Here is a 26391-nt window from a genome sequence, read left to right as displayed (position 1 = left end):
TTGTGTGAAGCATCCACGCAAGCACGCGTGCGACTGCAGCTTGCCGACGCTCCATCCGTCGTCTGAGCGAGAGGCTGGCTGCCCAGCCGTAGCCCGAGGCTGTATGGTGCGCGCATTCGGCTGGACGCCGGCTCGGGGATTGCTGCGTTGGAAACGATAATCGTGTTGGTGGCCCTGGTGCTGCTCGCCGTGCCGGTGGGTGTGGTGATCGCGCTGGTGTGGATGGCTGGGCTGCGGAGACGGGTGGCGGCGCTGGAGCAGCGGCTTGCGCAGTGGCAGCGCAGTGGTGCCGGGCCTGCGGATGCGCCAGCGCAAGCACCCGCGGACGCGCAGGGCAGGGCATGGGAACGACCGGGCGAGGCGTCCGCTGTCGGCACTGGTCCGGGCTTCATTGCCGACGGCGATCTACCTGGGTACCGCATCTCCGATGCAGCGCGTCAGGCCGTTGGCTGGCAGGCGCCGAGCGCGGACCACGACGCGGTTGGCGTGTCTGCCTCGGCGGTGCCGCCGCCATTGCCGGCGCAGGCACCCGCAGAGGCGATGGCGCACAGTGCGATCGCGGGGTCGGAACGTCCGAGCCCGCAAGCGCAGGCGACGCGCGCCGAGCCGGCGCAACCGCAATCCGCACAATCGCAACAACCCCGGCCTCCGGCCGCGCCCAGCGCCATCGCGCGCGCGGCCAGCGCCTTGAAGCGTTGGTTCACCCAGGGCAATGTGCCGGTCAAGGTCGGCATGCTGGTGTTGTTGGCCGGCGTGGCGTCGCTGTTGAAGTACGCCAGCGACCAGGGCTGGATGCGCATGCCGATCGAGCTGCGCTTGGCCGGCATCAGCGTCCTGGCATTGGCCGGTCTGATCTTCGGTTGGAAGCAGCGCGCGCAGCGGCCGGGCTTTGCGTTGGCGTTGCAGGGCGGCGCCATCGGCGGCTTGTTGTTGACGGTGTTCGCGGCCTTCAAGTTGTACGGCTTGCTCGATGCCGGAACGGCACTGGGCATCAGCGTGGTGCTGATCGCAGGCATGTGCGTGCTGGCGGTGCTGCAGGATTCGCGCACGTTGGCGGTGCTGGGCGTGCTGGCCGGTTTTCTTGCGCCGATCTGGCTGTCTACCGGCAGCGGCAATCATGTCGCGCTGTTTTCGTACTACGCCGTACTCAACGCCGGCATCGTGGCGATTGCATGGACACGCCCGTGGCGAGTGCTGAACCTGCTGGGGTTTGCTTTCACCTTCGGCATCGGCACCGTGTGGGGGGCGCTGCAGTACTCCCCGGCCAAATTCGCCACGACCGAGCCGTTCCTGTTGCTGTTTTTCGCCATGTACGTGGCGATTCCGGTCCTGCATGCGCGCCGCGGCGACGGCAGTGCCGGCAGGCTCATCGATGGCAGCCTGTTGTTCGGAACGCCGCTCGTGGCCTTTGCGTTGCAGGCGCGCCTGCTTGAAGGCGATCGGCTGCCATTGGCGTTGTGCGCGGTGGCGGTGGCCGCGTTGTACGCGGGCCTGGGCAGCTGGCTGCTGCGCCGCGCGTCCACGCGCGTGCTGGGCCAGGCGCACGCGATGCTGGCGGTCGGGTTCGCAACCCTGGCCGTACCGCTGGCGCTGTCGGCACGTGCCACTGCGAGCGTGTTTGCGCTGGAAGGCGTGGGGTTGCTGTGGCTGGGGCTTGGCCAACAACGGCGGGTCTCGCAGGTCGGCGGTGTCGCGCTGCAGGTGTTTGCGGCGGTGGGTGTCGCGTTCGGCGTGGATGCCTGGCGCTACGATGCGGTCGCGGTGGCCAACGCAACCTGCATGAGTACCGTGCTGCTGGCGCTTGCCGGCTGGGCCAGTGCCTGGTTCCTGCGCGATGCCGGGCATCGGCGGCGTGCGCTGTTGGCATATCTGTGGGGACTGGGCTGGTGGACGCTGTGCGGCGTGCACGAGATCGTGCGTTTTGCCGATCTGCGCAGCGAGCCGGATCTGCTGCTGGGCTTGGTCGCACTCAGTGTATGGCTGGCGGCCGAAGTGCATCGCCGCCGTCCTGCAGCGGCGCTGGTATGGACGGTGATGTCTGATCTGGCGCTGGCGGCGCCATTGGCGCTGTGGCAGGGCGCAGCGCACACCCAGCCATTCGCGCATTGGGGCGCGCTGGCATGGGGTGTGTTTGCGGTGGCGGGCGCGCGTGCGCTGTGGTGCTTGCGCACGCAGCAGGGCGCTGGCGCGATGGCGGCGCAGTTCATCTGGTGGCTGCTGTGGCCGTTGGTCATCTCGTTGGGCGCGGCCTGGCTGGCCGACGCGTTCTTGCTGTCCAATGGCTGGCGTTGCGCCTTGCTGGCGGCACCGTGGTTGCTGGTGGCGACGCTGGGGCTGTTGCGTTGGCCATGGCTGGCCTGGCCGCAGGGAACCGGCTTCGACCCTGCACGCAACGCGTTGCTGAGTTGCGTGTTCGCGGTACTGGGACTCGGCTGGCTGCGCGCATTGCTGGATCCGGTGAGCGCCGCCCCGTTGCCATGGTTGCCGTTGCTCAATCCCGCCGAGCTGGCGCAATTGGCGGTCCTGGCCTTGCTTGCGCGCTGGGCCTGGTCGGCAGCTGCGCCGACAGTGCTGCAGCGTTGGCGGGTGACCGCGCTGGGTGTGCTGGGTTGGGCGTTGATCACCGGCAGCACCTTGCACAGCGTGCACCACTGGGGCGGTGTGCCGTGGGATTCGGCGCTGATCGGCGCCACCTTGTCGCAGACCAGCCTCACCATCGTCTGGAGCGTACTCGGCGTGCTGGGCTGGGTGATCGGCTCGCGTCGTGGTCAACGCGGGCTGTGGCTGGGCGGCGCGCTGCTGATGGGGCTGGTCCTGGCGAAGTTGGTGTTGGTCGACCGCCAGCATCTGGGCAATCTTCTCGGCATCGGCTCGTTCATGGCCTATGGCCTGTTGTGCACCGTGGTGGGCTATCTGGCGCCGGCGCCGCCGCGTGCGGTCGCGACCGAAGGTCATGCTGTCCAAGAGAACGGCGTCGAAAAGGATCAGGCATGAACACGATGCGATGGGCACTGCTGCTGATACTGTTGCCGCTGCTGGCGCAGGCCGCCGATGTGCGGCAGGACTACCGCCAGCAGTGGCCGCTGCAGGTCACCGGCGCGGATGTCGGCCTCTATCAGGTGAGCTTGGATGCGGCGGTGTATCGCACCGCGCACGACGCGGCGTTGCGCGATGTCACGGTGATCGATGCGCGTGGACAAGAGCTGCCCACCGCCTGGCTGCCGATGGATGCAGCACCGGCGGCTGCGGTACGCCATCAGCGCCTGCCCCTGTTTGCGCTGCCGGCAGGTGCCGCGCCGGCCAACGGCGACCTGCAGTTGATTGCCGAGCGCGACGCCAGTGGTGCGGTGCGCCGCCTGGAAGGTCGCTTTGCGACCGGCGCTGTCGCTGCGGGCCGTGGTGTGAGCTGGCTGATCGATGCCAGCGCGCTGCGCGATCGCCCGCGTGCGCTGGTGCTGGATTGGGAGGGCGACATGCCGGTGCAGGCCCAGGTGCGTGTGGAAGGCAGCGACGATCTGCGCGACTGGCGCGTGCTCATCTCCAGCGCCACGGTCATGGCGCTGGACAATCAAGCGCAGCGACTGCAGCAGCGTCGTATCGCCCTGGACGATGGTGCGCGTTACTTGCGCCTGGTCACCGCATCGGGCGAGCTGCCGGCATTACGCGTGGTCGAGGCGGAGCTGGATGGCGTCGCCATGTCCACACCGCCGCAGTGGCTGGACTTGCCAGGCACCGCAAGAGATGCGGCGCTGGTGTATGCCTTGCCCGGTCGCTTTCCGATCAGCCAACTGGATGTCGGCGGCAGTCAGGCCGAGGCGGTCGAGTGGATCGTGGCAAGTCGCGATACCGACGATGCGCCGTGGCTGCAACGTGCCGGCCCCTGGTTGGCGTATCGACTGGGCCAGGGCACGGCAGCCGCGTCGCCGCCGCAACTGCTGACTGCCCCCGTGCGCGATCGCCAATGGCGGTTGGTCGCCGCCCAGGGGCGCAGCACCGCCGTGCCGATGCTGCGCGTCGGGTACCAACCGGAGCGGTTGATGTTTCTCGCCCAGGGCCAGCCGCCATATGCGCTGGTCGCCGGCAGTGCGCGTGCGCAGCGCACCGACGCACCACTGGGTGCAATGCTGCAGGCACTGCGGCGCGAGCGCGGCGCACGGTGGCAGCCGGCGCAGGCCCGCCTGGCTGCGCAGGCACAGCCGCTGGCGGGGGCTGCCACGTTGCAACCGGCTGCCGCGCCGCGCGACTGGAAGCGTTGGCTGCTGTGGGGTCTGTTGGTCGGTGGCGCCTTGCTGGTCGGCGGTTTCGCGGTGAGCCTGTTGCGTAGCGCATCGGCCAATCGCAACGGCTGATCGCGCCCGCTTCGCATGGCGGTTTGCCGCTGCGGCGCGAAGGTCGGACAATGGGCGTCCCCCGTGACCAAGGCAGCCGTATTGCTCGTCGTGTTCGACCAAGCATCCCGCGCCTTGCCAGCCGTCCTGGCGGCCTGGCGCGTGGTGGGTAACCGGCGCTGCGCGGTCCACATGCGGGCGCAACGAAGGCGCGATGGCGATCCACAGCCGGTTGCCGCTAAGGCAAAGCGCTCACAATGTTTGCACCGGCGCCTCTGCTGGGTGCGTCTGCATGTCCATTCCCATTCCCCCTCCCTAGACCGAACGAGCTGAGCCCATGTCCATTGTCCGCATGACCGACCTCGATCTCTCCGGCAAGCGCGTGCTGATCCGCCAGGATCTCAACGTGCCGATCGACAACGGCCAGATCACCTCCGAACAGCGCATCACCGCCTCGGTGCCCACCATCAAGCTGGCCCTGGAAAAAGGCGCGGCCGTGATGGTGACCTCGCACCTGGGCCGCCCCAAGGAAGGCAGCTGGACCGAAGAAGATTCGCTGGCGCCGGTGGCCACGCGCCTGGCCGCGTTGCTGGGCGTGGACGTGCCGCTGGTGCGCGACTGGGTCGACGGCGTGGACGTCGCGCCGGGCCAGGTGGTGCTGCTGGAAAACTGCCGCATGAATGTCGGCGAGGGCAAGGACGATGAGACGCTGGCGCGCAAGTACGCCGCGTTGTGCGACGTGTTCGTGATGGATGCCTTCGGCACCGCGCACCGTGCGCAGGCCTCCACGCATGGCGTGATCCGCTTCGCGCCGGTCGCCGCAGGCGGCCCGCTGTTGATGGCCGAACTCGACGCCCTGGCCAAGGCGCTGGACAACCCGGCCAAGCCCCTGCTGGCGATCGTGGCCGGCAGCAAGGTCTCGACCAAGTTGGAGTTGCTGTCCAACCTGGTCAACAAGGTCGACCAACTGATCGTCGGCGGCGGCATCGCCAACACCTTCATCGCCGCGGCCGGGCATGCCGTGGGCAAGTCGTTGAACGAGCCGGACTTGATCCCGACCGCCAACCAGATCGTGGCCGATGCCAAGGCGCGTGGCGCCGAGATTCCGCTGCCCACCGATGTGGTCGTTGCCAAGCAGTTCCTGCCCGATGCGCAGGCCAGCGTGAAGTCGCTGGACGCGGTCGACGCGGACGATCTGATCCTGGATATCGGCCCGCAAACCGCGCAGCGCTACGCCGAGCTGATCGCCAGTGCCGGTACCGTGGTGTGGAACGGGCCGGTGGGCGTCTTCGAATTCGAGTCCTTCAGCCACGGCACCGAAACGCTGGCGCGCGCGATCGCCAGTTCCAAGGCGTTCTCGATCGCCGGCGGTGGCGACACCCTGGCCGCAGTGGACAAATACGACATCGCCCAGGACGTCACCTACATTTCCACGGGTGGCGGTGCGTTCCTGGAGTTTCTGGAAGGCAAGACCTTGCCGGCGGTGGCCGCACTCCAGGCCCGCGGTCAGTGAGTGCAGCCACGCTGTTTTTCGATCTGGACGGCACGCTGGTCGATTCGGAGCCAGGCATCGTTGCCAGCATCGTGCACGCCTTCGACGAACTCGGCCAGCCGCGTCCGTCGGCGCAGACCTTGCGCGCCTGGATCGGCCCGCCGTTGCGCGACAGCTTCACCGAGTGTTTTCCGGACGATCCGGAGTTGGTGCAGCGCGCGCTCGGGCTCTACCGCGCACGCTACGACGCGGTAGGCTGGACCGAACTCAGCGTGTTCGACGGCATCGGCGAGGTTGTCACCGGCCTGCAGCGCGCCGGTCATCGTCTGGCCGTGGTGACCTCGAAGAATGAGCGCTACGCGCGGCGCATCGTCGAGCATCTGCCCTTCGGCGCGTGCTTCGAAGAGGTGATCGGTGCCAGCGAAGACGGCGAACGTCGCTTCAAGCCGGATCTCATTGCCGAAGCGCTGCGCCGTTTGCAGATCGACAAGGCCGGCTGCGTGATGATCGGTGACCGGCGCATGGATATCGATGGCGCCAATCACCACGGCATCCACAGCATTGGCGTGTTGTGGGGCTTCGGCGACGAGGGCGAATTGCGCGCCGCCGGTGCCGGTGCGCTGGCACGCACGCCGGCTGAACTGGCGGCGTTGCTTCAGTGATGGGCAGTGCGCGTCGGCCGTTGCGTTCGCTTGGTCGCCGCGCCTGCAGTTGCGGTTCGAAGCGCGCAGAACACTCTTCACCGTCGCCGGGTTAGGGTGGCGACCGTTCGCATTGCTCATGGCAGCGCGGGCGCAGGCGTACGTACTGTCCCGCACTGTCTATAAGACATGCCGGAATCGGAGGAAGGCTATGCCGCAATGCCATCCTCGGTACGTGACGTGTGTGTTAAGTTTCGCGGCTTTTACAGGGAGGCCATCATGAAAGAACGTCAACGCCGCACCAAGATCCTCGCCACCCTCGGACCGGCAACGGATGCGCCCGGTGTGCTGGATACGCTGTTCAAGGCGGGCGTCAACGTGGTGCGCCTCAACTTCAGCCATGGCGACCCCTCTGGCCAGGCCAAGCGCGCCGCCGAAGTACGTGCCGCTGCAGCCCGCGTCGGTGCCGAGGTCGGCATCCTGGCCGACTTGCCGGGCCCGAAGATCCGTATCGAACGGTTTGCCGAAGGCAAGATCAAGCTGACCATGGGCGATCGCTTCGACCTGGTGGCCGATGCCAACGCGCCGGCTGGCGACCAGACGCAGGTTGGCGTCAGCTATCTGGGGCTGCCGCAGGACGTCACCGCCGGCGACGTGCTGCTGCTCGACGATGGTCTGATGCAGTTGCAGGTGACCGATGTGCAGGGCGAGCGCATCGTCACCAAGGTGTTGAACGATGGCGTGCTGTCCGACCGCAAGGGCCTCAACAAGCAGGGCGGTGGTCTGTCGCTGGGCGCATTGACCGAGCGCGACAAGGAACTGATCGGCATCGTGGCCAAGATCGGCGTGGACTTCATTGCGGTGTCGTTCTGTCGCAATGCGCAGGACATGCACGACGCGCGTCAGATCGCCCAGCAGCACGGCTGCGATGCGCAACTGGTGTCCAAGATCGAGCGCACCGAGGCGATCGAAAACCTGGTCGAGATCGTCGAAGCCTCCGATGTGGTGATGGTGGCGCGTGGCGACCTGGGCGTTGAGATCGGTGACGCTGAATTGCCCGGCCTGCAGAAGAAGATCATTCGCGAATCGCTGGCGCAGAACAAAGTGGTGATCACTGCCACGCAGATGCTGCAGTCGATGGTCGAAAGCCCGATCCCCACCCGCGCCGAAGTACTGGACGTGGCCAACGCGGTCATCGACGGTACCGATGCGGTGATGCTCTCGGCCGAGACCGCCGCCGGCGCCTATCCGGTGCGTGCGGTGGAAGCGATGGCGCGCATCTGCCTGGGGGCCGAACACCAGTTCGAATTCGACACCGACTTCGAAGCGGCGCAACGCAACCTGCAGCGCGCCGACCAGGCGATTGCGATGGCAACCATGTTCCTGTCCGAGCACATCGGCCTGGGCGGCGTGGTGGCGTTGACCGAATCCGGCGGCACGCCGCGCTTCCTGTCGCGCTTCCGCTCCAATATGCCGATCTACGCCTTCACCCGTCACGATGGCGCGCGCCGCCAGATGGCCATGATGCGTGGCGTGTTCCCGATCAGCTTCGACAGCCGAGGCCTGACCCCGCGCGAAGCCGCACGTGCGGCGATCCGTCTGCTGGTGGAGAACGAGCGCATGGGGCCTGGCGACCGCGTGGTCTTTACCAGTGGCGAGCACATGGAAACCCATGGCGCCACCAACACGCTGCGCCTGCTGGAAGTGGGCGAAGACGGTCGCGCCACTGGGCTGGGCGAGCTCTAACGCCTGTTGATTGCATCCGGCGCATGACCTGAGCCGGAACAGAGGCGACACACGACGGCGGCCCCAGGGCCGCCGTCGTGCTGTGTGGCGACCTGGCCGCTGGACGCGCGCACCCGGTCGTGGCCGGATCGTTGGTCAACGGCCGGATCCGGCAGGTACCCGGTCCCCACCACATCGCACCCGCGCTGCCGCAACGGTGCTGGTCATGGCGGAACTAAGCGCTGTCTACGATGTAACGCATGCCGCAGGCGCAGCGCTATTGCGACGGACGAAGCAGCGACGCGGCCAACCTTTAAAAAAAATGCCGGCTGACTCACGCATGGTTCCATGTCAACGCGCCAGCGCAGTCATTGCAGCCATGCATCACGGCACCGCAAGCGCCGCGCACCATGCTCAGCTTTCCCGATTCCCGATTCCCGATTCCCGATTCCCACGATGCGAGCATCACCACACATCCTGTCACGCAGATCACGTGTAATCGGTTGCAGGCATTCCGTGAAGGAATGTGTACGACTTTCGTCGCTATACTTTCGTTCTCCCCCGCAGCTGCCACAGGAACTACATGAGCATCGAACAGCTTGCCGAAACCGCCCAGGCGATGGTCGCCCCGGGTAAGGGCATCATCGCCATCGACGAATCGACCAGTACGATCGCCAAGCGTTTTGCCAGCGTCGGCATCGAGAACATCGAAGAGAACCGTCGCGCCTACCGCGAACTGTTGCTGACCACGCCCAAGCTGAGCGACTACATCTCCGGCGCCATCCTGTTCGACGAGACCATCCGTCAGAAGACCAAGGATGGCGTGCCGTTCGCCGAGTACATGACCGCCCACGGCATCATCCCGGGCATCAAGGTCGACAAGGGCGCGCAGCCGCTGGCCGGCATGCCGGGCGAACTGGTCACCGAAGGCCTGGACGGCCTGCGTGCACGGCTGGAGGAGTACTACACGCTGGGTGCGCGCTTCGCCAAGTGGCGTGCGGTCATCAACATCGGCGAAGACATTCCGTCCGGCACCTGCATCGAGGCCAACTCGCATGCGTTGGCGCGTTACGCAGCGCTGTGCCAGGAACAAGGCCTGGTGCCGATGGTCGAGCCGGAAGTGATCATGGACGGCAGCCACGACATCGAAACCTGCTACGAAGTCACCGAAGCCACGCTGCGCTCGCTGTTCGGCGCGCTGTATGAGCAGAACGTCGTGCTGGAAGGCACCATCCTGAAGGCGTCGATGGTCATCTCCGGCAAGAGCTGCGAAGAGCAGGCCAGCATCGAAGAGGTAGCCGAGTCCACCGTGATGTGCCTGAAGTCCACCGTGCCGGCGATCCTGCCGGGCATCGTGTTCCTGTCCGGCGGCCAGACCGACGAGCAGTCCACCGCCCACCTCAACGAAATGCACCAGCTCGGCAATCTGCCCTGGCCGTTGAGCTTCTCCTACGGCCGCGCCATGCAGCAGGCCGCGCTGAAGCTGTGGGCCAAGGACATGACCGGCAACTTCGCCAAGGCGCAGCAGGTCATCTACGAGCGCGCCAAGGAAAACGGCCTGGCCGCGCTGGGTAAGTGGAAGGGTTGATCGATTGATGGCGGCTGCAAGGCCGCCGCATCGATGAAACAAACACGCCGGCAGCGATGCCGGCGTTTTTTGTTTGCCGCATCCACAGGTGCGCTTCGATGCCGCGCGAAAAACGCAAAGGGCGCCTTTCGGCGCCCTTTGCTCCAATCGGAATCGCTCAATGGCTTGCGCAATCCAGCCGGGCGATGCGGCAGGCCGCCAACGTCAATCCGATCTCAGGCCGCCGCAGTTTCCTGGGTGGCCAGCGCCTGCTGGTAGGCCTTGTAGGTCGCCTCGTTGTAGGCCACCAAGACAATGTGCTTGGGCACCTTGTGCGAGCGCTGCCAATCGCGCGTTTCGGTCACGGCGATGCGCGCTGCCTGATACAGCGGATAGCCGTAGATGCCGCAGCTGATCGCCGGGAACGCGATCGAGTGCAGCATCATCTGTTCGGCGAGTTTCAGCGATTGCCAATAGCAGTTGGCCAGCTGTTCGGGTTCGTTGTGCTTGCCGTCGCGCCACACCGGGCCGACGGTATGAAAGACATGGCGGGCCTTCAAATTGAAACCGTCGGTGATGCGGATTTCGCCGGTGGGGCAACGCACGCCCGGGCGCACCTGCGGCAACGCTTCGCAGGCTTCCAGCAAGCGCGGGCCGGCGGCACGGTGGATGGCGCCATCGACGCCACCACCGCCGAGCAGTGATTCGTTGGCGGCGTTGACGATGACGTCAACGTCGAGTTCGGTGATGTCGCCTTGCCAGACTTCGATTCTCATAGCGCGATAATTATGCGAATTGCATGATGGGCGCGTGATGGGGAGCACGCTGCGGAATCCGCACGCTATCGGCCATTCATCTCATCTGCTGCGACTGTCCGACGGGGTGGAATGTATGCCGCCCCGCGACACCTTGTCGCTGCCTCGGGGCGATCGGCAACAACCTTCGCCACGCACGAGGCGATGCATGTCGGGTCTACAACCAGCGGCGGACACGCGCGCAGTAATCGTTGTAGTGGCGGCCGAATTCGGCGCGCAGCCGCGCCTCTTCGAACGGAATGACATAGCGCTGCAGCGCAAGCCACGGCAGCGGCACCAACACAACCGCCCACAGCAAGCCGAGTTGCAGGCACAGGCCGACGTAGCTCAGCACCAAGGCCAGGTACATCGGGTTGCGGGTGACGCGATACGGGCCGTCCAGCACCAGGCGCGAGGGATGGCCGCTGGGCATGATGGTGGTGCGCCGACGCGCAAACAGCACGAAGCAGCTCACCGCCAACGCCAGGCCGAGACAGGCGATGCCGCCGCCAGCCAATTCGATCCAGGCCAGCGGCGCGGGAGGAGGGAGAGGCAGGTCCAGCGCCTCTTGCAACCATGCGCCCAGCCCCAGGGCGAGCGCAAAGTGGACCGGGGAGGTCATTTTTACCAGCCATGGCGCCCGTGCGGCACGGGTCTCGCTGTGTCCATACGGCTGGTTGCTCACACATCTCTCCCTACATTACGGCCGCCATCCTAACGTTTCCTTGACATGGACGGGAGTGCGGGCGTCCCGACATCCGGGAAACGGGGCGGATGCTGCGCCCAGCGCGAGGCGTGCCGGGCACGTGTCACGCCTGGTCTCGGCAATGACGCGTGCGCTTGCGTCTCGGAGCGGCCACGGATTGTGGGCACGACGTGGTCGCCGCGACGCGGCGTCTTTCGGCGCAAGTGCGCTGTTCGGCCGGTACCAAAAAAAAGCCGCGCATTGCGCGGCTTCAGGCCTGGTCATCGACTGCCCGATCAGGGCAGTCCGGCCAGCCAGTCGTCGTCGGAGCCTTCGTTGATGTCGGCAAAGAGCGGGGTCGAGAAGTAGCGTTCGCCGGTGTCCGGCAGCATCGCCAGGATGACGGCGCCAGATGCGGCGCCTTCTGCCACCCGCAGCGCGGTAGCGACGGTGGCACCGCCGGAGATGCCGGTGAAGATGCCTTCTTCGGCGGCCAGGCGCCGCGCGACGGTGATCGCGTCGGTGTCTTCCACGCTCAGGACCTGGTGGGCGGCCTCGCGGTTGAGCACCTCGGGCACGAAGTCCGGCGTCCAGCCCTGGATCTTGTGCGGCTTCCAGTCCTGGCCTTGCAGCAGGGCGGCGCCAGCCGGCTCCGAGGCGGTGATGCGCACTTCCGGTCGCGCAACGCGCAGGACCTCGCCCACGCCGGTGAGGGTGCCGCCGGTGCCCCAGCCGGTGACGAAATGATCCAGCCGGTGGCCGGCGAAGTCACGCAGGATTTCGGCAGCGGTGGTGTTGCGGTGGTAGGCCGGGTTGGCCGGATTGGCGAACTGGCTGGCCAGGAACCAGCCGTGCTGTTCGGCCAGTTCCTTGGCTTTGCGCACCATGCCGCTGCCGCGCTCGGCAGCCGGGGTCAGGATGACCTTGGCGCCGTAGGCACGCATCAGCTTGCGGCGTTCGATCGAGAAGGTTTCCACCATGGTGGCGACGAATTTGTAGCCGCGCGCTGCGGCCACCATCGCCAGTGCCACGCCGGTGTTGCCGGAGGTGGCTTCGACGATGGTGTCGCCGGGCTTGAGCAGGCCGCGTTGTTCGGCGTCGAGGATGATCGCCAGCGCCAGCCGGTCCTTGACCGAGCCGCCGGGATTGAACGATTCGACCTTGACGTACAAGGTCACGTTGTCCGGGGCGAGGCGTTGGAGCTTGACCACCGGGGTGCGGCCGATGGTGTCGAGAATGTTGTCGTACAGTGCCATGGGGTCTCCGTCGGGATCAGGCTGCGTGGGCCAGTGTGGGCGTGTGGGGCGTTGCGCCGGGTGAGTACGGCGGCAAGGCGCTCAGCGGCGCGCTGCCGAACCAGTGCAGCGTCTGCGCCAGCGTCGCCACCTCGCCCAGGATCAGCAGCGCCGGGGCGGCCACGACATGCTGCCGGGCGCTGGCGGCCAGGCTGGCGAGCGTACCGGTGATTATGCGTTGCTGCGGGCGCGAGCCGTTTTCGACCAGCGCAAACGGGGTGGAGGCTGCGCGCCCGGCCTGCAGCAGGCGCTGCTGGATGGCGTCCAGGCCGGCCACGCCCATGTAGAAGGCCAGCGTCTGCCGCTCCTGGCCGAGCGCCTGCCAGTCCAGCGTGTCCAGCGAATCCTTGCAGTGCGCGGTGATCAGGCGCAGCGATTGCGCGTGGTCGCGGTGGGTGAGCGGGATGCCGGCATACGCAGCGCAGGCGATGGCGGCGGTGATGCCGGGAATCACCTGAAAGCCGATGCCGTGCGCGCGCAGGAATTCCAGCTCTTCGCCGCCACGGCCGAACACGAACGGGTCGCCGCCCTTCAGCCGCACCACGCGGCGACCGGCGCGGGCGTGGTCCAACATCAGGGCGTGGATCTGTTCCTGCCGGGTGCTATGGCCTTGCGCCGACTTGCCCACCTCGATGAGGTGCGCGCCATGCCGAGCCAGGCGCAGGATCTGCGGGCTGACCAGGCGGTCGTGCAGCACCACCTCGGCCTGACGCAGTGCGCGCAGCGCATGCCGGGTGAGCAGGCCGGGATCGCCGGGGCCGGCGCCGACCAGGCTCACGTTGCCGGGTGCCAGCGTGCCGATCGGGCTGCGCGGTGCGGGGGAGCGCGCAGGAGCCGTTGCGGACGCCGCAGGCGTCGCGATGTGGGTCAGCAGCCGGCGGGCGCTGGCCGCATGGCGCAGGGCGTCGTTGAGCGCTTCCGATTCGCTGGCGGCGATGGTGAGCCACAGCGGTTGGTCGGGTTGCGCCAGCCATGCCGGGTCGAACCGACCGGCCAACCAGCGCAGTTGCCCGGCCTGCGCCCAGTGCCGCAGCTGCGCCGTGAGCTCGGGCGCGCCCACCAGCGGCAGCGCACCGGCCTGCAGCAGCTGGGCAGTGGCGCGTTCGGCATCGGCACCGCCGCCGACCACCAGGACGGCACGGCCACGCAGGTCGGCAAGCAGCGGGAACGCAGGAGTCACGGTTCGGCAGCATCCTTGAGGGAGGGCAGACCGTAACGCCGGCTTATAGCCGTCGGAAATGACTTCATCCATCCTAAAAATAGCGTTCGGTTATAAGCTGGCCCGCAGAACTCCTCTACAGTCGAAGTCCTTGTAGCGCCTCGCGCTTTTTTGGATATAAGCCATGACGCTGACCCAACTTCGCTATCTGGTGGCCATTGCCGATGCCGAGCTGAACATCACCCTGGCCGCCGCGCGCGTGCACGCGACCCAGCCCGGCCTGTCCAAGCAGCTCAAGCAGCTGGAGGACGAACTGGGCTTTCTGCTGTTCGTGCGCAAGGGACGTAGCCTGGACGCAGTGACGCCGGCCGGTGTGGAAGTGATCGAGCGCGCGCGCGCGGTGCTGTCGGAGGCCAACAACATCCGCACCTATGCGGCCAACCAGCGCCGCGAAAGCCAGGGCCAGCTGACCCTGACCACCACCCATACCCAGGCGCGCTTCGTGCTGCCGCCGGCGGTGGCACAGATCAAGAATGCCTACCCGCAAGTGAGCGTGCATCTGCAGCAGGCCGCCGAAAGTGCGGCCCTGGATCTGCTGAGCCAGGGCGATGCGGATATCGCGGTGGTCAGCACCGCCGGTGGCGAGCCGAGCGCCGGCATCGCAGTGCCGCTGTACCGCTGGCGGCGGCTGGTGGTGGTGCCGCGGGGGCATGCACTGGATCACCCGCGCACGGCACCGGACATGCAGGCGCTGGCCGAGCATCCGCTGATCAGCTACGAATCCTCCACTCGGCCGGGCTCTTCGCTGCAGCGCGCGTTTGCGCAGGTGGGGCTGGAGCCGAGTATCGCGCTGACCGCGCTGGATGCCGACCTGATCAAGACCTATGTGCGCGCAGGGCTTGGCGTGGGATTGGTCGCGGAAATGGCGGTCAATGCCTTCGACGAGGACCTGCGCGCCTGGCCGGCGCCGGCGCCGATCGCCGAGTGCATCGCCTGGGCGGTGCTGCCGCGCGACCGCGTGCTGCGCGACTACGCGCTGGACCTGGTGCATGTGCTCGCGCCGCAAATCGACAAGCGCGACCTACGCCGCGTGCTGGACGGCAATCAGGCGCCCAACTGGCCGTTGCCGCCGACCTGGGAATCGTTGACCCAGACCATCACCAGCTGAGCGGCACGATGACCGAGCCATTGCGCCCCGCACTGAGCAGGCTGTGGTCGTCCGAGCCGGACGGCGGCATGTCGCTGCAGCTGTCGGCCAGCATCGCGGGCCGCGAACATGAGGTGCTGACGGTGCTGGCCGACCCGCGCGACGAAGCGTTATGGGTGGCGGTGCAGGCAGCAGCACGCGCGTGCAGATCCCGCTGGAAGTGCTGCGCAAGGCGCTGGACGTTGCGGCCGCGGATGTGCATTCGGCCGAGTGGTTCGCGCGCCAGGATGCGGATGCGTCCGACGTCTGAGGCCGGGATATGGGCGGCTAGCACAGCCCACCGGGCAGTGGTCAGGCGATGTGGACGGCGCACGGGAGCCGGAGTGGACGTGCGTGCATGCCCCTTCCAAACGGTGGCGGCTTGGCCGTGTGATCGGTGCGTTCGCGATGACCTCGGTGCTGCACTGCAGCGCAATCGCCGCAAAAAAATATCCGCAGGATCAATGGGATGCGTGCCTGCCCGGCAGCGCTGCCATGCGTGCTGTGGGTGATTTTCCCTACCCGTGTCAGGGCGATGCAGTCGGCGTCGACCGGGCGCATCAAGTTGCGCGCTGCGTTGTCGAAAACCCTTATAGCAACCATGACGCGACACTCTCGAACGTCTAGGGGTGGACGGCGCAGAGCTGGCGATGCAGGTGATCGCATTGCCGGTGTGTTTCGCGGTGTCGTCGAAGGGTTGCTAGCGCTGTCGCATCACTGTTGCGCGAGGCTGTGCACAGAGCGGCTGGCGCATCCGGGTCCCTGGGGAGAGGCCTGGCGTGCTTGGCGGCGGACCCGGGTCGGGAGCCCGGGTCCGCTTTTTTTTATGTTCCGCAGCGAGCATCGGTTAAAGATGGAACAGCGCCAAGTCCTGCCCCATGCACGGCAGGCAGTGCGCGATCGGAGCCGGTGCTGGATTCTGACACCTGCGGCGAGTGGCCGGGTCTGAGCGGTCGCCACTGAGGCGCGACTTGGCGTGGCGCGGGCAGCTGCAACGTCGGCTCGATGGGATGGAGGGTTCGCGCGTTGAGGTCTGGCCACAGACCGGTGCCCCACTAGGTGAGACCCAGGCGTTTGCCGCGCAGCCCGAACACGCGGCGAGCCACACATCTTTAGGCCAACGGAATCCGCACCGAAAAACAGGTCCCGCCCTGCGGCCGCGGCCGGACGTCCACTTCACAGCCCAACGTCTCGGCAGTGCGATGCACGATCCACAGGCCGATGCCCAAACCGTCGCTGCGCGGGTCGGCCTGGCGGAACGCCTGGAAGACCTGCTCGGGATGGTCCATGTTCAAGCCGATGCCGCTGTCGATGATCTCCACTTCCGCAAAACCGGGGCGGCGGCGGGTGCCGACCAGCACGCGGCCACGCTCGGTGTACTTGATGGCATTGCCGACCAGGTTGCCGATCAAGGTGGTCAGCAGTGTGGGGTGGCTGCGCACGCGCAGCGAGGTGTGCACATAGCGAAGGGCCAGGTACTTGTCGATGGCCGGTTGACGCCACACGCCGAGGATCGAATGCAGCACGTCTTCCAGCTGCAGTGGCTGCAGGTCCGGCATGGCGGCCTTGCTCGCGGCCGCCAGCGTGGCCAGCTCGTCCAGGCTGCGGCCCACCAGGCTGATCGCATCGCGCGCGGTGACCAGGTTGGGAACGGCGTCGACGTCGGCGTGCCGGCGCATCTTGTCGATGGCGTAGGCGGCAGTGCGCAATGGGGTCTTCAGATCGTGCCCGGCGATGGCCATCAGGCGGCTGCGGTAGCGATCGGATTCCTCGGCGATTGCCAGTGCGCGGCGCAATTCCAGCTGCGCCATGGTCTGGCGTGCCAATGCGCGCAGGGCTTCCACCTGCTCCTCGGTGAGTTGGCGCGGCTGCCGGTCAAGCACGCACACCGTGCCTAGCGGCAGGCCGTCGGGTGTCTTCAACAAGGCACCTGCATAGAAATGCAGCGGCGCCTCGCCGGTGACCAGCGGGTTGCGCGCGAAGCGGATGTCATGGCGCGTGTCGGGCACCACCAGCACATCGTTCTCGAGCAGCGCATGCGCGCACATCGACTTGAACAGCGGGGTTTCGCGCTCGCCCATCCCGAGCTCACTCTTGAACCACTGGCGGTCCGCATCGACCAGGCTGATCAGTGCGATCGGCGTCTGGCAAATGATCGAGGCAAGCCGGGTGATGTCATCGAAGGCCGCTTCGCGCGGGGTGTCGAGAATGCCGTAGCTGCGCAGCGCCTGCAGACGCAATGCTTCGCTGGGGGGCTTGGGTGCGCAGGGAAGCGGTTCGGCCGCTCGATCGGACAGGACGGTACTCATGCGCGCGGCTACAGGGTGGAAGCGGCAAGCATAGGGCATGCCAAGGCCGATCGTGTGCTTGCGGTCACAGAGGCGGGACGAAAGTGTGACTGCCGACCAGGACGGCGGCGCGTGGACGGGGCCGGCATGCGGTAAACGGGCCTGGGGCTGAAGCGGCAGGCCCATCCGGTTCTGGCGCGCCGGCTCCGGCGCATGCTTGGGCGCGGGTCATCCGGGGATGACCGGGACAGCCAGGTGCGACATGCGGTCGCGCATCGGCCGCGACCATCGCCCCGGCCTGCGTGGCGGCTTACACTTCGAGGCATGCTGCGCTTGTCCCGTCGCCACCGGTTGTTGCCCCTGCTTGCCTGTCTGGCGGTGGTGCTGATGCTGGTCGCTCCGCTGATCAGCCGCTGGAGCCAGGCGCAGCCGATCGAGCCGATGTGCATGGGTGCTGCGGCACTGTCTGCAGAGCGCGCGCTGCATGCCGGTCATCGAACCCAGCCGCCCGGTCTGGCTGCGGACGCGCACTCCGGCGCCGTAGTGAACATGCCGCACGCCGGCACCCATGATGCAGCGACGCATGGCGAAGCCTGCGATTACTGCGTCCTGGCCGCACGCTTGCTGCCATTGCTCATCGTGGCGTTGCTGTGCCTGCTGCAACTGCGGCCGACGCCGGCTCCGGTGTTTACCCAGGCAAGCGCACGCTCGGTCTATCGATGGGCCGCACTCGGCGCACGTGGACCACCATTGGGCGCATAAGGTGGCCCCTGTGCGGGCGTCCACGCAGCAAGGCCCCGTACGCGCCTGAGGTTGTCGGCGCCCTGCCGGGCAGTGCGGGCGACTCGCTTCTTATCGAGTGATGCCGATGTGCGCCGCGATGGTGGCAGCGCACGGCTGTGCGGCCGTGCAGTCACGGCGAAGGGTTGGTCATGCGTTTGCGGTTGTTGAAAACGATGTGGTATGCGCCGTCGTTGGCGCTGGTGTGGGGGCCTGCATGCGATGTGCAGGCGCAAGACGCCGCACTCACGCTGGGCAAGGTGCAGGTGAGCGAACATGCGCAGCGCAGCCCGAGCACGGCACGCGTGCTGAGCTCGGTGGATGTGATCGGCGGCGAGCTGCTGCACGATCAACATGTGGACTACAGCTGGGAACTGCTGATGCGCGCGCCCGGGGTGCAGGTCACCCAGTTCCGCATGGGCACCGATGCGGGGCGCTTTTCGTTCCGCGGATTCAATGGCGAGGGGCGCATCAATGCGGTGAAGCTGCTGATCGACGGCATCCCCAGCAACGATAACGCCGGCGCCATGCCGTACCTGGACGCGGTGTTCCCGCAGGACATCAGCGCCATCGAGATCGTGCGCGGCACCAACGACGCGCGCTATGGCCTGAATGCCATTGCCGGCAGCGTGGACGTGCTCACCCGTACCGGCGGCAACGACGGCCGCTTGAGCGTGACGGCCGGCAGCTTCGATGCGCGCGAGGTGCAACTGAGCAAAGGTTTCGAACAGGGCGCCTGGAGCCAGAACTACGTGCTGGCCTGGCGCGACTCGGACGGGTATCGCGATCATGCCGACGCACGCAAGCGCAGCGTGGCGGGCAAGTGGTTCTACACCGACCCGGACGGCGCATTCCGCGCGGGGCTCACCACGCGGTACTACGACAACCATGCCTTGGAAGCCGGCTATCTGGATGCCGCCACCGCGCGTGCGGCGCCGCGCAGTTCGCCGGACTATGCGCAGAACGACCGAAGCGAGCGTCGTCTGCGCCAGACTGCGTTGCATGCGGACGGTGCGCTCGGTGAGCAGGCGCAATGGAGCGCCAAGGCCTACCAGAACGACTACCGCAACCAACGCTGGGTGCGGTTTTCTGCGGCCGGGCTGCAGCAGGAACGCGATACCGACGAAACCCATCGCGGGCTGCTGCTGCGTAGCAACTGGCAGCCGGACTGGGGTGCGCTGCAGGCCAACCTGGAAGCCGGGGTGGATGCGCAGTGGCAGGCCAACCAATCGCAGCGGTATCGCACGGTGGCCCGTGTGCGCGGGGCACAGCTGCGCGATTGGGACTACGACCTGCGCACGCGTGGCGCGTATGTGCAGGCGGTGCTGACCCCCATTGCGCGCCTGCAGCTGGTGCCGGGGTATCGCATCGATCGTGTCGATGGACAGCTGCACGACGTGCTGGCCGGCAGCATTGCGCCGGTCTACGACTACGGCACCATCAAGCAACCCAAGTTCAGTGCGAGCTACCGCGTGGGCGAGCAGAGCAGCGTGTATGCGAACTGGGGGCGCACCTTCCAGATCGGCAGCGGCGATGGCGCCTACCGTCGCCAGCCCGGCAACCTCGGGCCCTCGATCAACGACGGTTGGGAGACCGGCTTCAAGTTCGCGCCGTCGTCCCTGCTGGATGGGCGCCTGGCGTATTGGGAGCAGCGCGCATCCGGGGAGGTGGCGACCGTTCTCGGCGTCAATGGCGTGGTCGGCATCGGCGATGTGGCCAATGTCGGCCGTACGCTGCGGCGCGGCTGGGATGCGCAGCTCAACCTGCAGCCGGCCGAGCATTGGCGTGCATGGGTTTCGTATTCGCGGCAGAAGGCCAGCATCGTCACGCCCGATCCGAGCGCCCCGGCCACGCGTGGCAAGGAGATCGAAAACGTGCCGCACTGGTTGGCCACCGCCGGGCTGGAGTGGCAGGTCAGTTCGTCGGTGCAGGTGAGCGCCTGGGGCAACGCACAAGGCGATTACTACCTGGAACGCACCAACACGTTGGGCCGCACCGGTGGCTACGCCTTGCTCAACCTGGGCGCGCGCTGGGCGGTGGACGCGCGCAATGCGCTCAGCCTGCAGCTACGCAATGTCACCGATCGCGCGTATGTGTACGCCTGGTACGACAGCAGCAGCTCCGGTTACTCGCCCGGCGATGGGCGTGCGTTGTCGGTGTCGTGGGATTGGAGCTTCTGATGCATGCAACGATTGACCACGGTGGCGTGGACGAGTCGCGCCAAGCCAGCCGCTGGCGCTTCTATCGCGCGGTGTGGCGTTGGCATTTTTATGCCGGGCTGCTTGTGCTGCCTTTCATCATCTGGCTGGCGGTGACCGGGGCTGCGTTCCTGTACCAGGACGCCATCGACCGCAGCGTGCACCACGGGTTGAAGGTGGTGCCGGTAGGCGATGCGCGCCTGCCCGCGCAGCAGTTGGTTGCCGCTGCACAAGGGCGCTATGGCGGCCGCTTGTTCGTGTACACCACGCCCAAACGCGCCGATGCGAGCGCGGAGATCGGGTTGGTGGATGCGCACGGCGTGCGGCAGGTGGTGTATGTCGATCCGTACAGTGCACGGGTGTTGGGCGCCTTGCCCGAGCACGGCACGCTCAGCTGGACCATCCGCCGGCTGCATAGTCTTGCGCTGGTGGGGCCATATGCCCGCGGCCTGATCGAAATGGCCGGCGGATGGGCCATCGTGCTGGTGCTCACGGGCGCGTATCTGTGGTGGCCGCGCGGGCGACGCGGCGGCGTGATCAGCGTGCGCGGCAAGCCGACACAGCGGCTGTTCTGGCGCGACCTGCACGCAGTGACCGGTGCCGGGGTTGGTGCGATCCTGCTGTTCCTGGCGCTGACCGGCATGCCGTGGTCGTGGCTGTGGGGTGCGCAGGTCAATCGCTGGGCCAATGGGCATGATTTCGGCTATCCCGCCGGGCTGCGCGTGCAGCAGCCGATGTCGCAGCAGCGCTTGGCCGACAGTGGCGAGCCGGCATGGTCGTTGCGGCAGGCGCGCCTGCCGGAATCTGTGGTGCCTGCACAGCCAACTGGCGCGGTGGATGAGCACGCGCATGGCGAGCCCGCACGTGCGTTGCAGGTGGGCGACGAGCATCCCGAGCGTTCCCGGCAGGGAGCGCTCCCGACAAGCGCAGCGCATGCAGGCCATGAAGAACACGCAGGGCACGCAGGGCACCTGGCCCAGGCGGAGCACGCGGCCCAACACGCGCATTCGGCAGACAACGCGCATGCCGATCACGGCGATTCCGCTGGATTCGCTGCGCCAGGACGCGGCGCGATCGGTCTGGATGCAGCGATGGCGCGTTTCGAGGCCCGCGGCATCCAGCCGGGATATAGCGTGGCGCCGCCGCGTGGTGCGACCGGGGTCTATACCGCGTCGGTGTACCCGGCCGATCTGCAGCGGCAGCGCATGATCCACCTGGATCAATACAGCGGTGCGGTGCTGCTGGACATGCGTTACCGCGACTACGGGCCGCTGGCCAAGCTGCTGGAATGGGGCATCAACGTGCACCTGGGGCAGCAATACGGCACTGCCAACCAGTTGATCCTGTTGTTCGCCTGCATCGCCATTGTGCTGTTGTGCGTCAGCGCGGCGGTGATGTGGTGGAAGCGCCGCCCCAGCGGGGGCCTGGGTGTACCGCCGTTGCCGGCCGACCCGCGCACGCTACGCGGCTTGATGGTGCTGCTGGTGCTGTGCGGGCTGATCTTTCCGCTGGTCGGCCTGTCGTTGTTGCTGATGTGGGCGTTCGATCGTTACTGGATGCGGCGCACGCACGCCGGTGCCTCGGCGCGGTGACGGGCGCGTCGGTGCATGAGCACAGCGCGCAGTGCACCGCCGCTGCATCCTGGATGCAGCCTGCCCATGCAACTGCAGCACATGCTGGTCAAGCGTCACCTGCACAAGTGCACGTGACCGCTGCCGCTAGATATCTTCGTGGATGCCGCACTCGCGTTTCAGGCCGAAGAAACGCGTGTCTTCCTCGCGCATGCCAGGCTCCCAGCGACGGGTGGTGTGGAAATCGCCGATGGACACGTAGCCTTGTTCCCAGAGCGGGTGATACGGCAGATCGTGTGCTTGCAGGTATTGCCACACATCGCGATCGGTCCAGTCGGCGATCGGGCTGATCTTGTAGCGCTCGCCGCGCTTCTGCACGATCGGCGTCTGCGCGCGGCCGCCGGACTGGCTGCGGCGCAGGCCGGTAAACCAGGTGCCCACCTCGAGTTCGTCCAGGGCGCGCCGCATCGGTTCGACCTTGCGCAGGTTGTTGTATTGATCGATGCCGACCATGCCCTGTTCCCACAGGCGGCCGTGGCGCGCTTCCATCCAGGCGCGGCTGACCAGCGGGCGATATACCTTGAGGTTGAGCTTGAGTCGCTCGGTCAGGGCATCGGCGAAGCGGTAGGTTTCCGGAAACAGATATCCGGTGTCGATCAAAATCACCGGAATGTCGGGGCGTTGCTGACTGAGCAAATGCAAGGTGACGGCCGATTGCGCGCCGAAGCTGGACGACAAGGCCGCGTTCTGCGGGCCATGCTGTAGCGCCCAGGCCACGCGTTGGTCGGCGCGCAGCCCTTCCAGCTGCGCATTGAGCGCGTCCAGATCGTCGAACGCGGAAGAGGTAATCGATGCAGCGGGCAGCGCGGTCATGCGAGCAATTCCAGGTCGAGGCGACGGTGCGTGGGGTAGGGCGGCAACGCGATCACGCCGGCGCGGTGCAGGAAATCGCCGAAGCCTTCATCGTTGGCGTGGTCGCCTTCGGTGGCATAGCGCGCCAGCAGCGGTTGCAATGCAGCCAGGATCTCCGGCTCGGTGATGTTTTCGCGATACAGCGTATTGAGGCGTTGGCCGCGGCGGTCGCCACCCAGCATCAGGTTGTAGCGCCCGGGGGCCTTGCCGACCAGCGCGATTTCGGCCAGGTACGGGCGCGAGCAGCCGTTCGGGCAGCCGGACACGCGCAGCACGATCGGCGTGTCGGCCAGTCCATGTTGTTGCAGCAGCGGCTGCAGCGCGGCGCTGAAATCGGGCAGGTAGCGTTCGGCCTCGGCCATCGCCAGGCCGCAGGTGGGCAGTGCCACGCAGGCCATTGCGCCGCGCGCCAGGGCGGTGGCGGCGCGGTTGCCGGCATCCAGCGCGTACTGCGCCACCAGCGCGTCGACGCGTGCGCGCTCGCTGCCCGGTACGCCGGCGATCACCAGGTTCTGGTTGGGCGTCATGCGGAATTCGCCGACGTTCAACTGCGCGATTGCGCGCAACCCGCTCAGATGCGCAGCGGTGTCGGTGTCGGCAATGCGACCGGCCGGCAAGGAGAGGGTCAGGTGCCATCGCCCGTCTTCGCCTTCGACCCAGCCATAGCGGTCGCCGTTGTGGTCGAACGCGAACGGCTGCGCCGGTTGCAATGCGAAGCCGGCGCGGCGCGCGATTTCGGCCACGATGGTGTCCAGCCCGTGGTCGTCGATGGTGTATTTGAAGCGTGCGCGCTTGCGCACCGCCCGGTTGCCGAAGTCGCGCTGCGTGGTGGCCACGGCCGTGGCGATATCGAGCAACTGGTCGCGGGTGACGAAGCCGATCACGTTGGCCACCCGCGGCCAGGTCTCGGCATCGCCGTGCGAGGCGCCCATGCCGCCACCGATGCTGACGTTGTAGCCCAGCAATTGCCCATCGCGCAGGATGGCGATGAAGCCCAGATCGTTGGCGAAGACGTCCACATCGTTGAGCGGCGGTGCGGCGAAACCGATCTTGAACTTGCGTGGCAGATACCGCTCGCCATAGATCGGCTCCTCCTCGCTGCCGGAGCCGGACACGCGCTCTTCGTCCAGCCAGATTTCGTAGTACGCCCGCGTGTTGGGCAGCAGGTGCTCGGACACGCGCGCCGCATCGGCATACAGCGTGGCATGCGCCTGCGACAGCAGCGGATTTGCGGCCACCTGCACGTTGCGATTCACATCGCCGCAGGCGGCCAGCGTATCGATCAAGGTGGCATTGATGGCCTGCATGGTGGCCTTCAATTCGCGCTTGATCACGCCATGGAACTGGAAGGCCTGGCGCGTGGTGACGCGCAGCGAATGATTGGCATAACGGGTGGCGATGCCATCCAGTGCCAGCCACTGCGTGGGCGTGATCACTCCGCCCGGCGTGCGCGTGCGGATCATGAACTGGTACGCCGGCTCCAGCTTCTGCCGCCGCCGCTCATCGCGGATGTCGCGGTCGTCCTGCTGGTAGCTGCCGTGGTACTTGATCAGGGTCTGATCGTCCTCACGCAACGCCCCGGTCACCGCATCGGCCAGGCTCTGCTGCAACGATCCACGCAGACGGCGGCTTTCGGATTTGATGTCTTCGACGGAGTGGCTCATAACGGGATTCGGCATTCGTGATTGGGGATTAGCAACAGCAAAGCGCGGGCATTACCCACACAGCACAAAGATCGCGGACACCCGCTCTCACGAATCCCCAATCCCCACTCCCCAATCCCGGCACTAATAGACATCCCGCGCATAGCGCCCCTCCACCTGCAATTGGGTGAGATACGCGGCGGCGGTCTCGGCATCCAGGGCGCCGTGAGTGGCGACGATGTCGAGCAGGGCGGCGTGCACGTCCTTGCCCATGCGGGTGGCGCCGCACACATACACGTGCGCGCCGGCCTGCAGCCAGGCATGGACCTCGGCGCCACGCGCGCGCAGGCGGTGTTGCACGTAGAGCTTTTCGGCCTGGTCGCGCGAGAACGCCAGGTCCAGCGCGTGCAACTCGCCGCGTTGCAGGGCCAGCTGCCATTCGGCCTGGTACAGGAAATCGGTATTGAAATGCTGGGCGCCGAAGAACAACCAGTTACGGCCCTTGGCGCCGGTTTCCGCACGCTCCTGCACGAAGCCGCGGAACGGTGCCACGCCGGTGCCCGGGCCGATCATCAGGATGTCGCGATCGGTATCGGCCGGCACGCGGAAGCGGTGGTTGGGTTCGATGTACACCGGCGCAGTGTCGCCTTCGGCAAGCGCGGCCAGAAAGCCGCTGGCCGAACCCAGATGCGCATGCCCATGCGCCTGGTAGGCGACCTCGTCCACCGCCAGATGCACCTCATCGCCCACGCGCTTGCGGCTGGAGGCGATGGAATACAGCCGCGGGGTGAGCGGACGCAGCGCGGCGAGCAGGCCGGCGTGGTCCCAATCCGCCGGCCAGCGGCGCAGCACGTCGATCACCTGATGATCGGCGAGCAGCGACGCCAGGCCGGCAGTCTGGGTGGGGGCGAGCAGCGCTTGCAGTTCTTGCGCGCCTGCGCGCTCGGCATGTGCGGTGAGAAACGGCCGCGACAGCTTGGTCAGTTCGCGCTGGGTGGCGAGCCATGCATGCACTGCCAGTGTCTGCTCGCCGACGGTGACGACGGCGTTGCCGTCCAACCGCAATGTCTGCAGCACCGCATCGACCAACGCAGGCGGATTGCGGTGGCGGATGCCCAGCGCATCGCCCGGCTCATAGCTCAGGCCACTGCCTTCCAACGAAAATTCCAGATGCCGCACGCGCTTGCCGGGGACCGCGTAGACGCGAAATCCCGGGCCCTTGAAATCGCGTCCGCTGATGATCTGATTGGACAACAGCTCGGCGGCGAACGGCTGCTGCTGCGACCACACCGGCGTGGCCGGGGTGCTGCGCAGTGGCGTGACCGTGGCCGAGTGCAGGCCGCCCTTGAGTTGCTCGCGCGCATGCGTGAGCGCCTGCGCGCGCCACGGCACGGCGACGCTGTCGATGTCCAGATCGGCTTCGCCGCGCGGCTGCACGCGGCGGCCGCCCAGTTCGGCCAGGCGCTCGTCGATGCGTCGGGCGATACCGCAAAAATCGGCATAACTGGAATCGCCCAGCCCCAGCACTGCGTACTTGAGCTCGGGCAGCTTGGGCGCGCGACGGCTGGTCAGGAATTCCACCAGGCCGATCGCATCGTCTGGCGGGTCACCTTCGCCCTGGGTGCTGATCACCACATACAACAGCCGCTCACTGGCCAGCTCGCGGGTGGGGTAGGCGTCGGCGCGCAACAGGCGCACGCTCAGACCTGCGGCTTCGGCCTCGGCGGCCAGGTGCTCTGCCTGGCGACGCGCGTTGCCGGTCTGGCTGCCGTACACCACGGTCAGGCGCTGGCCTTCCAGGGCGATTGCCTGTGCTTGTCCGCCCGGCAACACGGCCAGCGCGCGCGGCGGATGGCCCTGCGCCAGCCCGGCGGTGTAACCGGACAGCCACCACAGCGATGCGGTATCCAGGCCGTCGACCAACCGGTCCAGCAGCGCCTTGCGCTCGTCGGGCAAGGGGCTGGGCGGTAGCGCGGAACTGGCGGCGGTCATTCGGATCCGGGGGATTTGATGAGAGGGACGATGTTAGGGAGGCGTTGCGCCCACCAGAAAGGAATTGCCGTTATCGCGTTATGCCGGGCGCTTATTTCGCGCAGTCATCGGGGCGGCACACACTGCAGCGCCTTG

General features: G+C 67.0%; 19 protein-coding genes, 1 other RNA gene and 1 pseudogene. 12 read left to right on the top strand and 9 right to left on the bottom strand.

Annotated features, from left to right (window positions below; translation table 11 throughout):
* Window positions 1–162: 162 nt before the first annotated feature.
* The 6 genes from ACCQ15_RS16425 to ACCQ15_RS16400 all read left to right on the top strand — a co-directional run bounded on the left by ACCQ15_RS16425 (window position 163) and on the right by ACCQ15_RS16400 (window position 9774).
* A complete protein-coding gene (locus tag ACCQ15_RS16425; protein WP_372381575.1) occupies window positions 163–2994 on the top strand; it encodes a DUF2339 domain-containing protein in 2832 nt (943 codons plus the stop codon).
* The gene (locus tag ACCQ15_RS16420) at window positions 2991–4349 is read left to right on the top strand and encodes a DUF3999 domain-containing protein (RefSeq protein WP_372380805.1); all 1359 of its coding nucleotides are present in this window, start codon (window positions 2991–2993) and stop codon (window positions 4347–4349) included. The genes ACCQ15_RS16425 and ACCQ15_RS16420 overlap by 4 nt, the downstream gene beginning before the upstream one ends.
* Window positions 4350–4665: 316 nt before the next feature.
* Window positions 4666–5841, top strand: coding sequence for a phosphoglycerate kinase (locus ACCQ15_RS16415; protein WP_031424127.1), 1176 nt, complete (start codon window positions 4666–4668; stop codon window positions 5839–5841).
* Window positions 5838–6482: an HAD family hydrolase gene (locus ACCQ15_RS16410; protein WP_008574673.1), complete on the top strand. Its 645-nt coding sequence runs from the start codon at window positions 5838–5840 to the stop codon at window positions 6480–6482. Before ACCQ15_RS16415 ends, ACCQ15_RS16410 begins: the two co-directional genes overlap by 4 nt.
* A gap of 258 nt (window positions 6483–6740) precedes the next feature.
* Window positions 6741–8207, top strand: coding sequence for a pyruvate kinase (pyk, locus tag ACCQ15_RS16405; RefSeq protein ID WP_011348424.1), 1467 nt, complete (start codon window positions 6741–6743; stop codon window positions 8205–8207).
* A gap of 562 nt (window positions 8208–8769) precedes the next feature.
* Entirely contained in the window at window positions 8770–9774 is a 1005-nt protein-coding gene (locus ACCQ15_RS16400) for a class I fructose-bisphosphate aldolase (protein WP_003487259.1), read from the top strand.
* Between the two features lie 215 nt (window positions 9775–9989).
* Here the strand turns inward: ACCQ15_RS16400 and ACCQ15_RS16395 are convergent, their stop codons facing one another.
* From ACCQ15_RS16395 to cobA, 4 genes are all read right to left on the bottom strand, one after another.
* Window positions 9990–10529, bottom strand: a complete 540-nt coding sequence (locus ACCQ15_RS16395; RefSeq protein WP_008574675.1) for an O-acetyl-ADP-ribose deacetylase — start codon at window positions 10527–10529, stop codon at window positions 9990–9992.
* A 196-nt stretch (window positions 10530–10725) separates the two neighbouring features.
* Entirely contained in the window at window positions 10726–11232 is a 507-nt protein-coding gene (locus ACCQ15_RS16390; protein WP_011348422.1) for a methyltransferase family protein, read from the bottom strand.
* A 296-nt stretch (window positions 11233–11528) separates the two neighbouring features.
* The gene (gene cysK / locus ACCQ15_RS16385; RefSeq protein WP_011348421.1) at window positions 11529–12488 is read right to left on the bottom strand and encodes a cysteine synthase A; all 960 of its coding nucleotides are present in this window, start codon (window positions 12486–12488) and stop codon (window positions 11529–11531) included.
* A 16-nt stretch (window positions 12489–12504) separates the two neighbouring features.
* Window positions 12505–13707, bottom strand: a complete 1203-nt coding sequence (gene cobA / locus ACCQ15_RS16380; RefSeq protein WP_218555570.1) for a uroporphyrinogen-III C-methyltransferase — start codon at window positions 13705–13707, stop codon at window positions 12505–12507.
* Between the two features lie 163 nt (window positions 13708–13870).
* On the opposite strand from cobA, the gene ACCQ15_RS16375 reads away from it, so the two are divergent.
* On the top strand, window positions 13871–14854 hold the full coding sequence (locus ACCQ15_RS16375; protein ID WP_008574681.1) for a LysR family transcriptional regulator: 984 nt from the start codon (window positions 13871–13873) through the stop codon (window positions 14852–14854).
* Between the two features lie 68 nt (window positions 14855–14922).
* Window positions 14923–15143 (top strand): annotated as a pseudogene (locus ACCQ15_RS16370) (hypothetical protein).
* Window positions 15144–15158: 15 nt separating this feature from the next.
* Here ACCQ15_RS16370 and ACCQ15_RS16365 read toward each other — a convergent pair.
* Window positions 15159–15232, bottom strand: a non-coding RNA gene (locus tag ACCQ15_RS16365) — sX9 sRNA.
* On the opposite strand from ACCQ15_RS16365, the gene ACCQ15_RS16360 reads away from it, so the two are divergent.
* Complete coding sequence (locus ACCQ15_RS16360) at window positions 15227–15499, top strand: hypothetical protein (protein ID WP_136732892.1); 273 nt, start codon at window positions 15227–15229, stop codon at window positions 15497–15499. The genes ACCQ15_RS16365 and ACCQ15_RS16360 overlap by 6 nt on opposite strands.
* Before the next feature lie 485 nt (window positions 15500–15984).
* Here the strand turns inward: ACCQ15_RS16360 and ACCQ15_RS16355 are convergent, their stop codons facing one another.
* Complete coding sequence (locus ACCQ15_RS16355) at window positions 15985–17181, bottom strand: sensor histidine kinase (RefSeq protein ID WP_057681791.1); 1197 nt, start codon at window positions 17179–17181, stop codon at window positions 15985–15987.
* Window positions 17182–17484: 303 nt separating this feature from the next.
* On the opposite strand from ACCQ15_RS16355, the gene ACCQ15_RS16350 reads away from it, so the two are divergent.
* From ACCQ15_RS16350 to ACCQ15_RS16340, 3 genes are all read left to right on the top strand, one after another.
* A complete protein-coding gene (locus tag ACCQ15_RS16350) occupies window positions 17485–17922 on the top strand; it encodes a DUF2946 family protein (RefSeq protein WP_039417884.1) in 438 nt (145 codons plus the stop codon).
* A gap of 194 nt (window positions 17923–18116) precedes the next feature.
* Window positions 18117–20120 (top strand): TonB-dependent receptor, encoded by a 2004-nt coding sequence (locus tag ACCQ15_RS16345; RefSeq protein ID WP_046932534.1) that lies wholly within the window; start codon window positions 18117–18119, stop codon window positions 20118–20120.
* Window positions 20120–21730: a PepSY-associated TM helix domain-containing protein gene (locus ACCQ15_RS16340; protein ID WP_136732890.1), complete on the top strand. Its 1611-nt coding sequence runs from the start codon at window positions 20120–20122 to the stop codon at window positions 21728–21730. The genes ACCQ15_RS16345 and ACCQ15_RS16340 overlap by 1 nt, the downstream gene beginning before the upstream one ends.
* Window positions 21731–21856: 126 nt before the next feature.
* On the opposite strand, the gene ACCQ15_RS16335 is transcribed toward ACCQ15_RS16340, so the two are convergent.
* From ACCQ15_RS16335 to ACCQ15_RS16325, 3 genes are all read right to left on the bottom strand, one after another.
* The gene (locus tag ACCQ15_RS16335; RefSeq protein ID WP_031424105.1) at window positions 21857–22582 is read right to left on the bottom strand and encodes a phosphoadenylyl-sulfate reductase; all 726 of its coding nucleotides are present in this window, start codon (window positions 22580–22582) and stop codon (window positions 21857–21859) included.
* On the bottom strand, window positions 22579–24285 hold the full coding sequence (gene cysI / locus ACCQ15_RS16330; protein WP_372380804.1) for an assimilatory sulfite reductase (NADPH) hemoprotein subunit: 1707 nt from the start codon (window positions 24283–24285) through the stop codon (window positions 22579–22581). Before cysI ends, ACCQ15_RS16335 begins: the two co-directional genes overlap by 4 nt.
* Window positions 24286–24408: 123 nt before the next feature.
* Window positions 24409–26256 (bottom strand): assimilatory sulfite reductase (NADPH) flavoprotein subunit, encoded by a 1848-nt coding sequence (locus ACCQ15_RS16325; RefSeq protein ID WP_372380803.1) that lies wholly within the window; start codon window positions 26254–26256, stop codon window positions 24409–24411.
* Window positions 26257–26391: the final 135 nt, after the last annotated feature.

Origin of the sequence: Xanthomonas sp. NCPPB 1754, assembly GCF_041475725.2 — a bacterium.
Lineage (GTDB): Bacteria > Pseudomonadota > Gammaproteobacteria > Xanthomonadales > Xanthomonadaceae > Xanthomonas > Xanthomonas euvesicatoria.
This window is presented reverse-complemented; position numbering and strand designations above follow the sequence as displayed.

Excerpts from the sequence above, each read along its gene's own strand:
- ACCQ15_RS16420 (WP_372380805.1), top strand. The coding sequence starts at position 2,991 with ATGAACACGATGCGATGGGCACTGCTGCTGATACTGTTGCCGCTGCTG.
- ACCQ15_RS16415 (WP_031424127.1), top strand. The coding sequence starts at position 4,666 with ATGTCCATTGTCCGCATGACCGACCTCGATCTCTCCGGCAAGCGCGTG.
- pyk (WP_011348424.1), top strand. The coding sequence starts at position 6,741 with ATGAAAGAACGTCAACGCCGCACCAAGATCCTCGCCACCCTCGGACCG.
- ACCQ15_RS16400 (WP_003487259.1), top strand. The coding sequence starts at position 8,770 with ATGAGCATCGAACAGCTTGCCGAAACCGCCCAGGCGATGGTCGCCCCG.
- ACCQ15_RS16395 (WP_008574675.1), bottom strand. The coding sequence starts at position 10,529 with ATGAGAATCGAAGTCTGGCAAGGCGACATCACCGAACTCGACGTTGAC.
- cysK (WP_011348421.1), bottom strand. The coding sequence starts at position 12,488 with ATGGCACTGTACGACAACATTCTCGACACCATCGGCCGCACCCCGGTG.
- ACCQ15_RS16375 (WP_008574681.1), top strand. The coding sequence starts at position 13,871 with ATGACGCTGACCCAACTTCGCTATCTGGTGGCCATTGCCGATGCCGAG.
- ACCQ15_RS16355 (WP_057681791.1), bottom strand. The coding sequence starts at position 17,181 with ATGAGTACCGTCCTGTCCGATCGAGCGGCCGAACCGCTTCCCTGCGCA.
- ACCQ15_RS16350 (WP_039417884.1), top strand. The coding sequence starts at position 17,485 with ATGCTGCGCTTGTCCCGTCGCCACCGGTTGTTGCCCCTGCTTGCCTGT.
- ACCQ15_RS16345 (WP_046932534.1), top strand. The coding sequence starts at position 18,117 with ATGTGGTATGCGCCGTCGTTGGCGCTGGTGTGGGGGCCTGCATGCGAT.
- ACCQ15_RS16340 (WP_136732890.1), top strand. The coding sequence starts at position 20,120 with ATGCATGCAACGATTGACCACGGTGGCGTGGACGAGTCGCGCCAAGCC.
- ACCQ15_RS16335 (WP_031424105.1), bottom strand. The coding sequence starts at position 22,582 with ATGACCGCGCTGCCCGCTGCATCGATTACCTCTTCCGCGTTCGACGAT.
- cysI (WP_372380804.1), bottom strand. The coding sequence starts at position 24,285 with ATGAGCCACTCCGTCGAAGACATCAAATCCGAAAGCCGCCGTCTGCGT.
- ACCQ15_RS16325 (WP_372380803.1), bottom strand. The coding sequence starts at position 26,256 with ATGACCGCCGCCAGTTCCGCGCTACCGCCCAGCCCCTTGCCCGACGAG.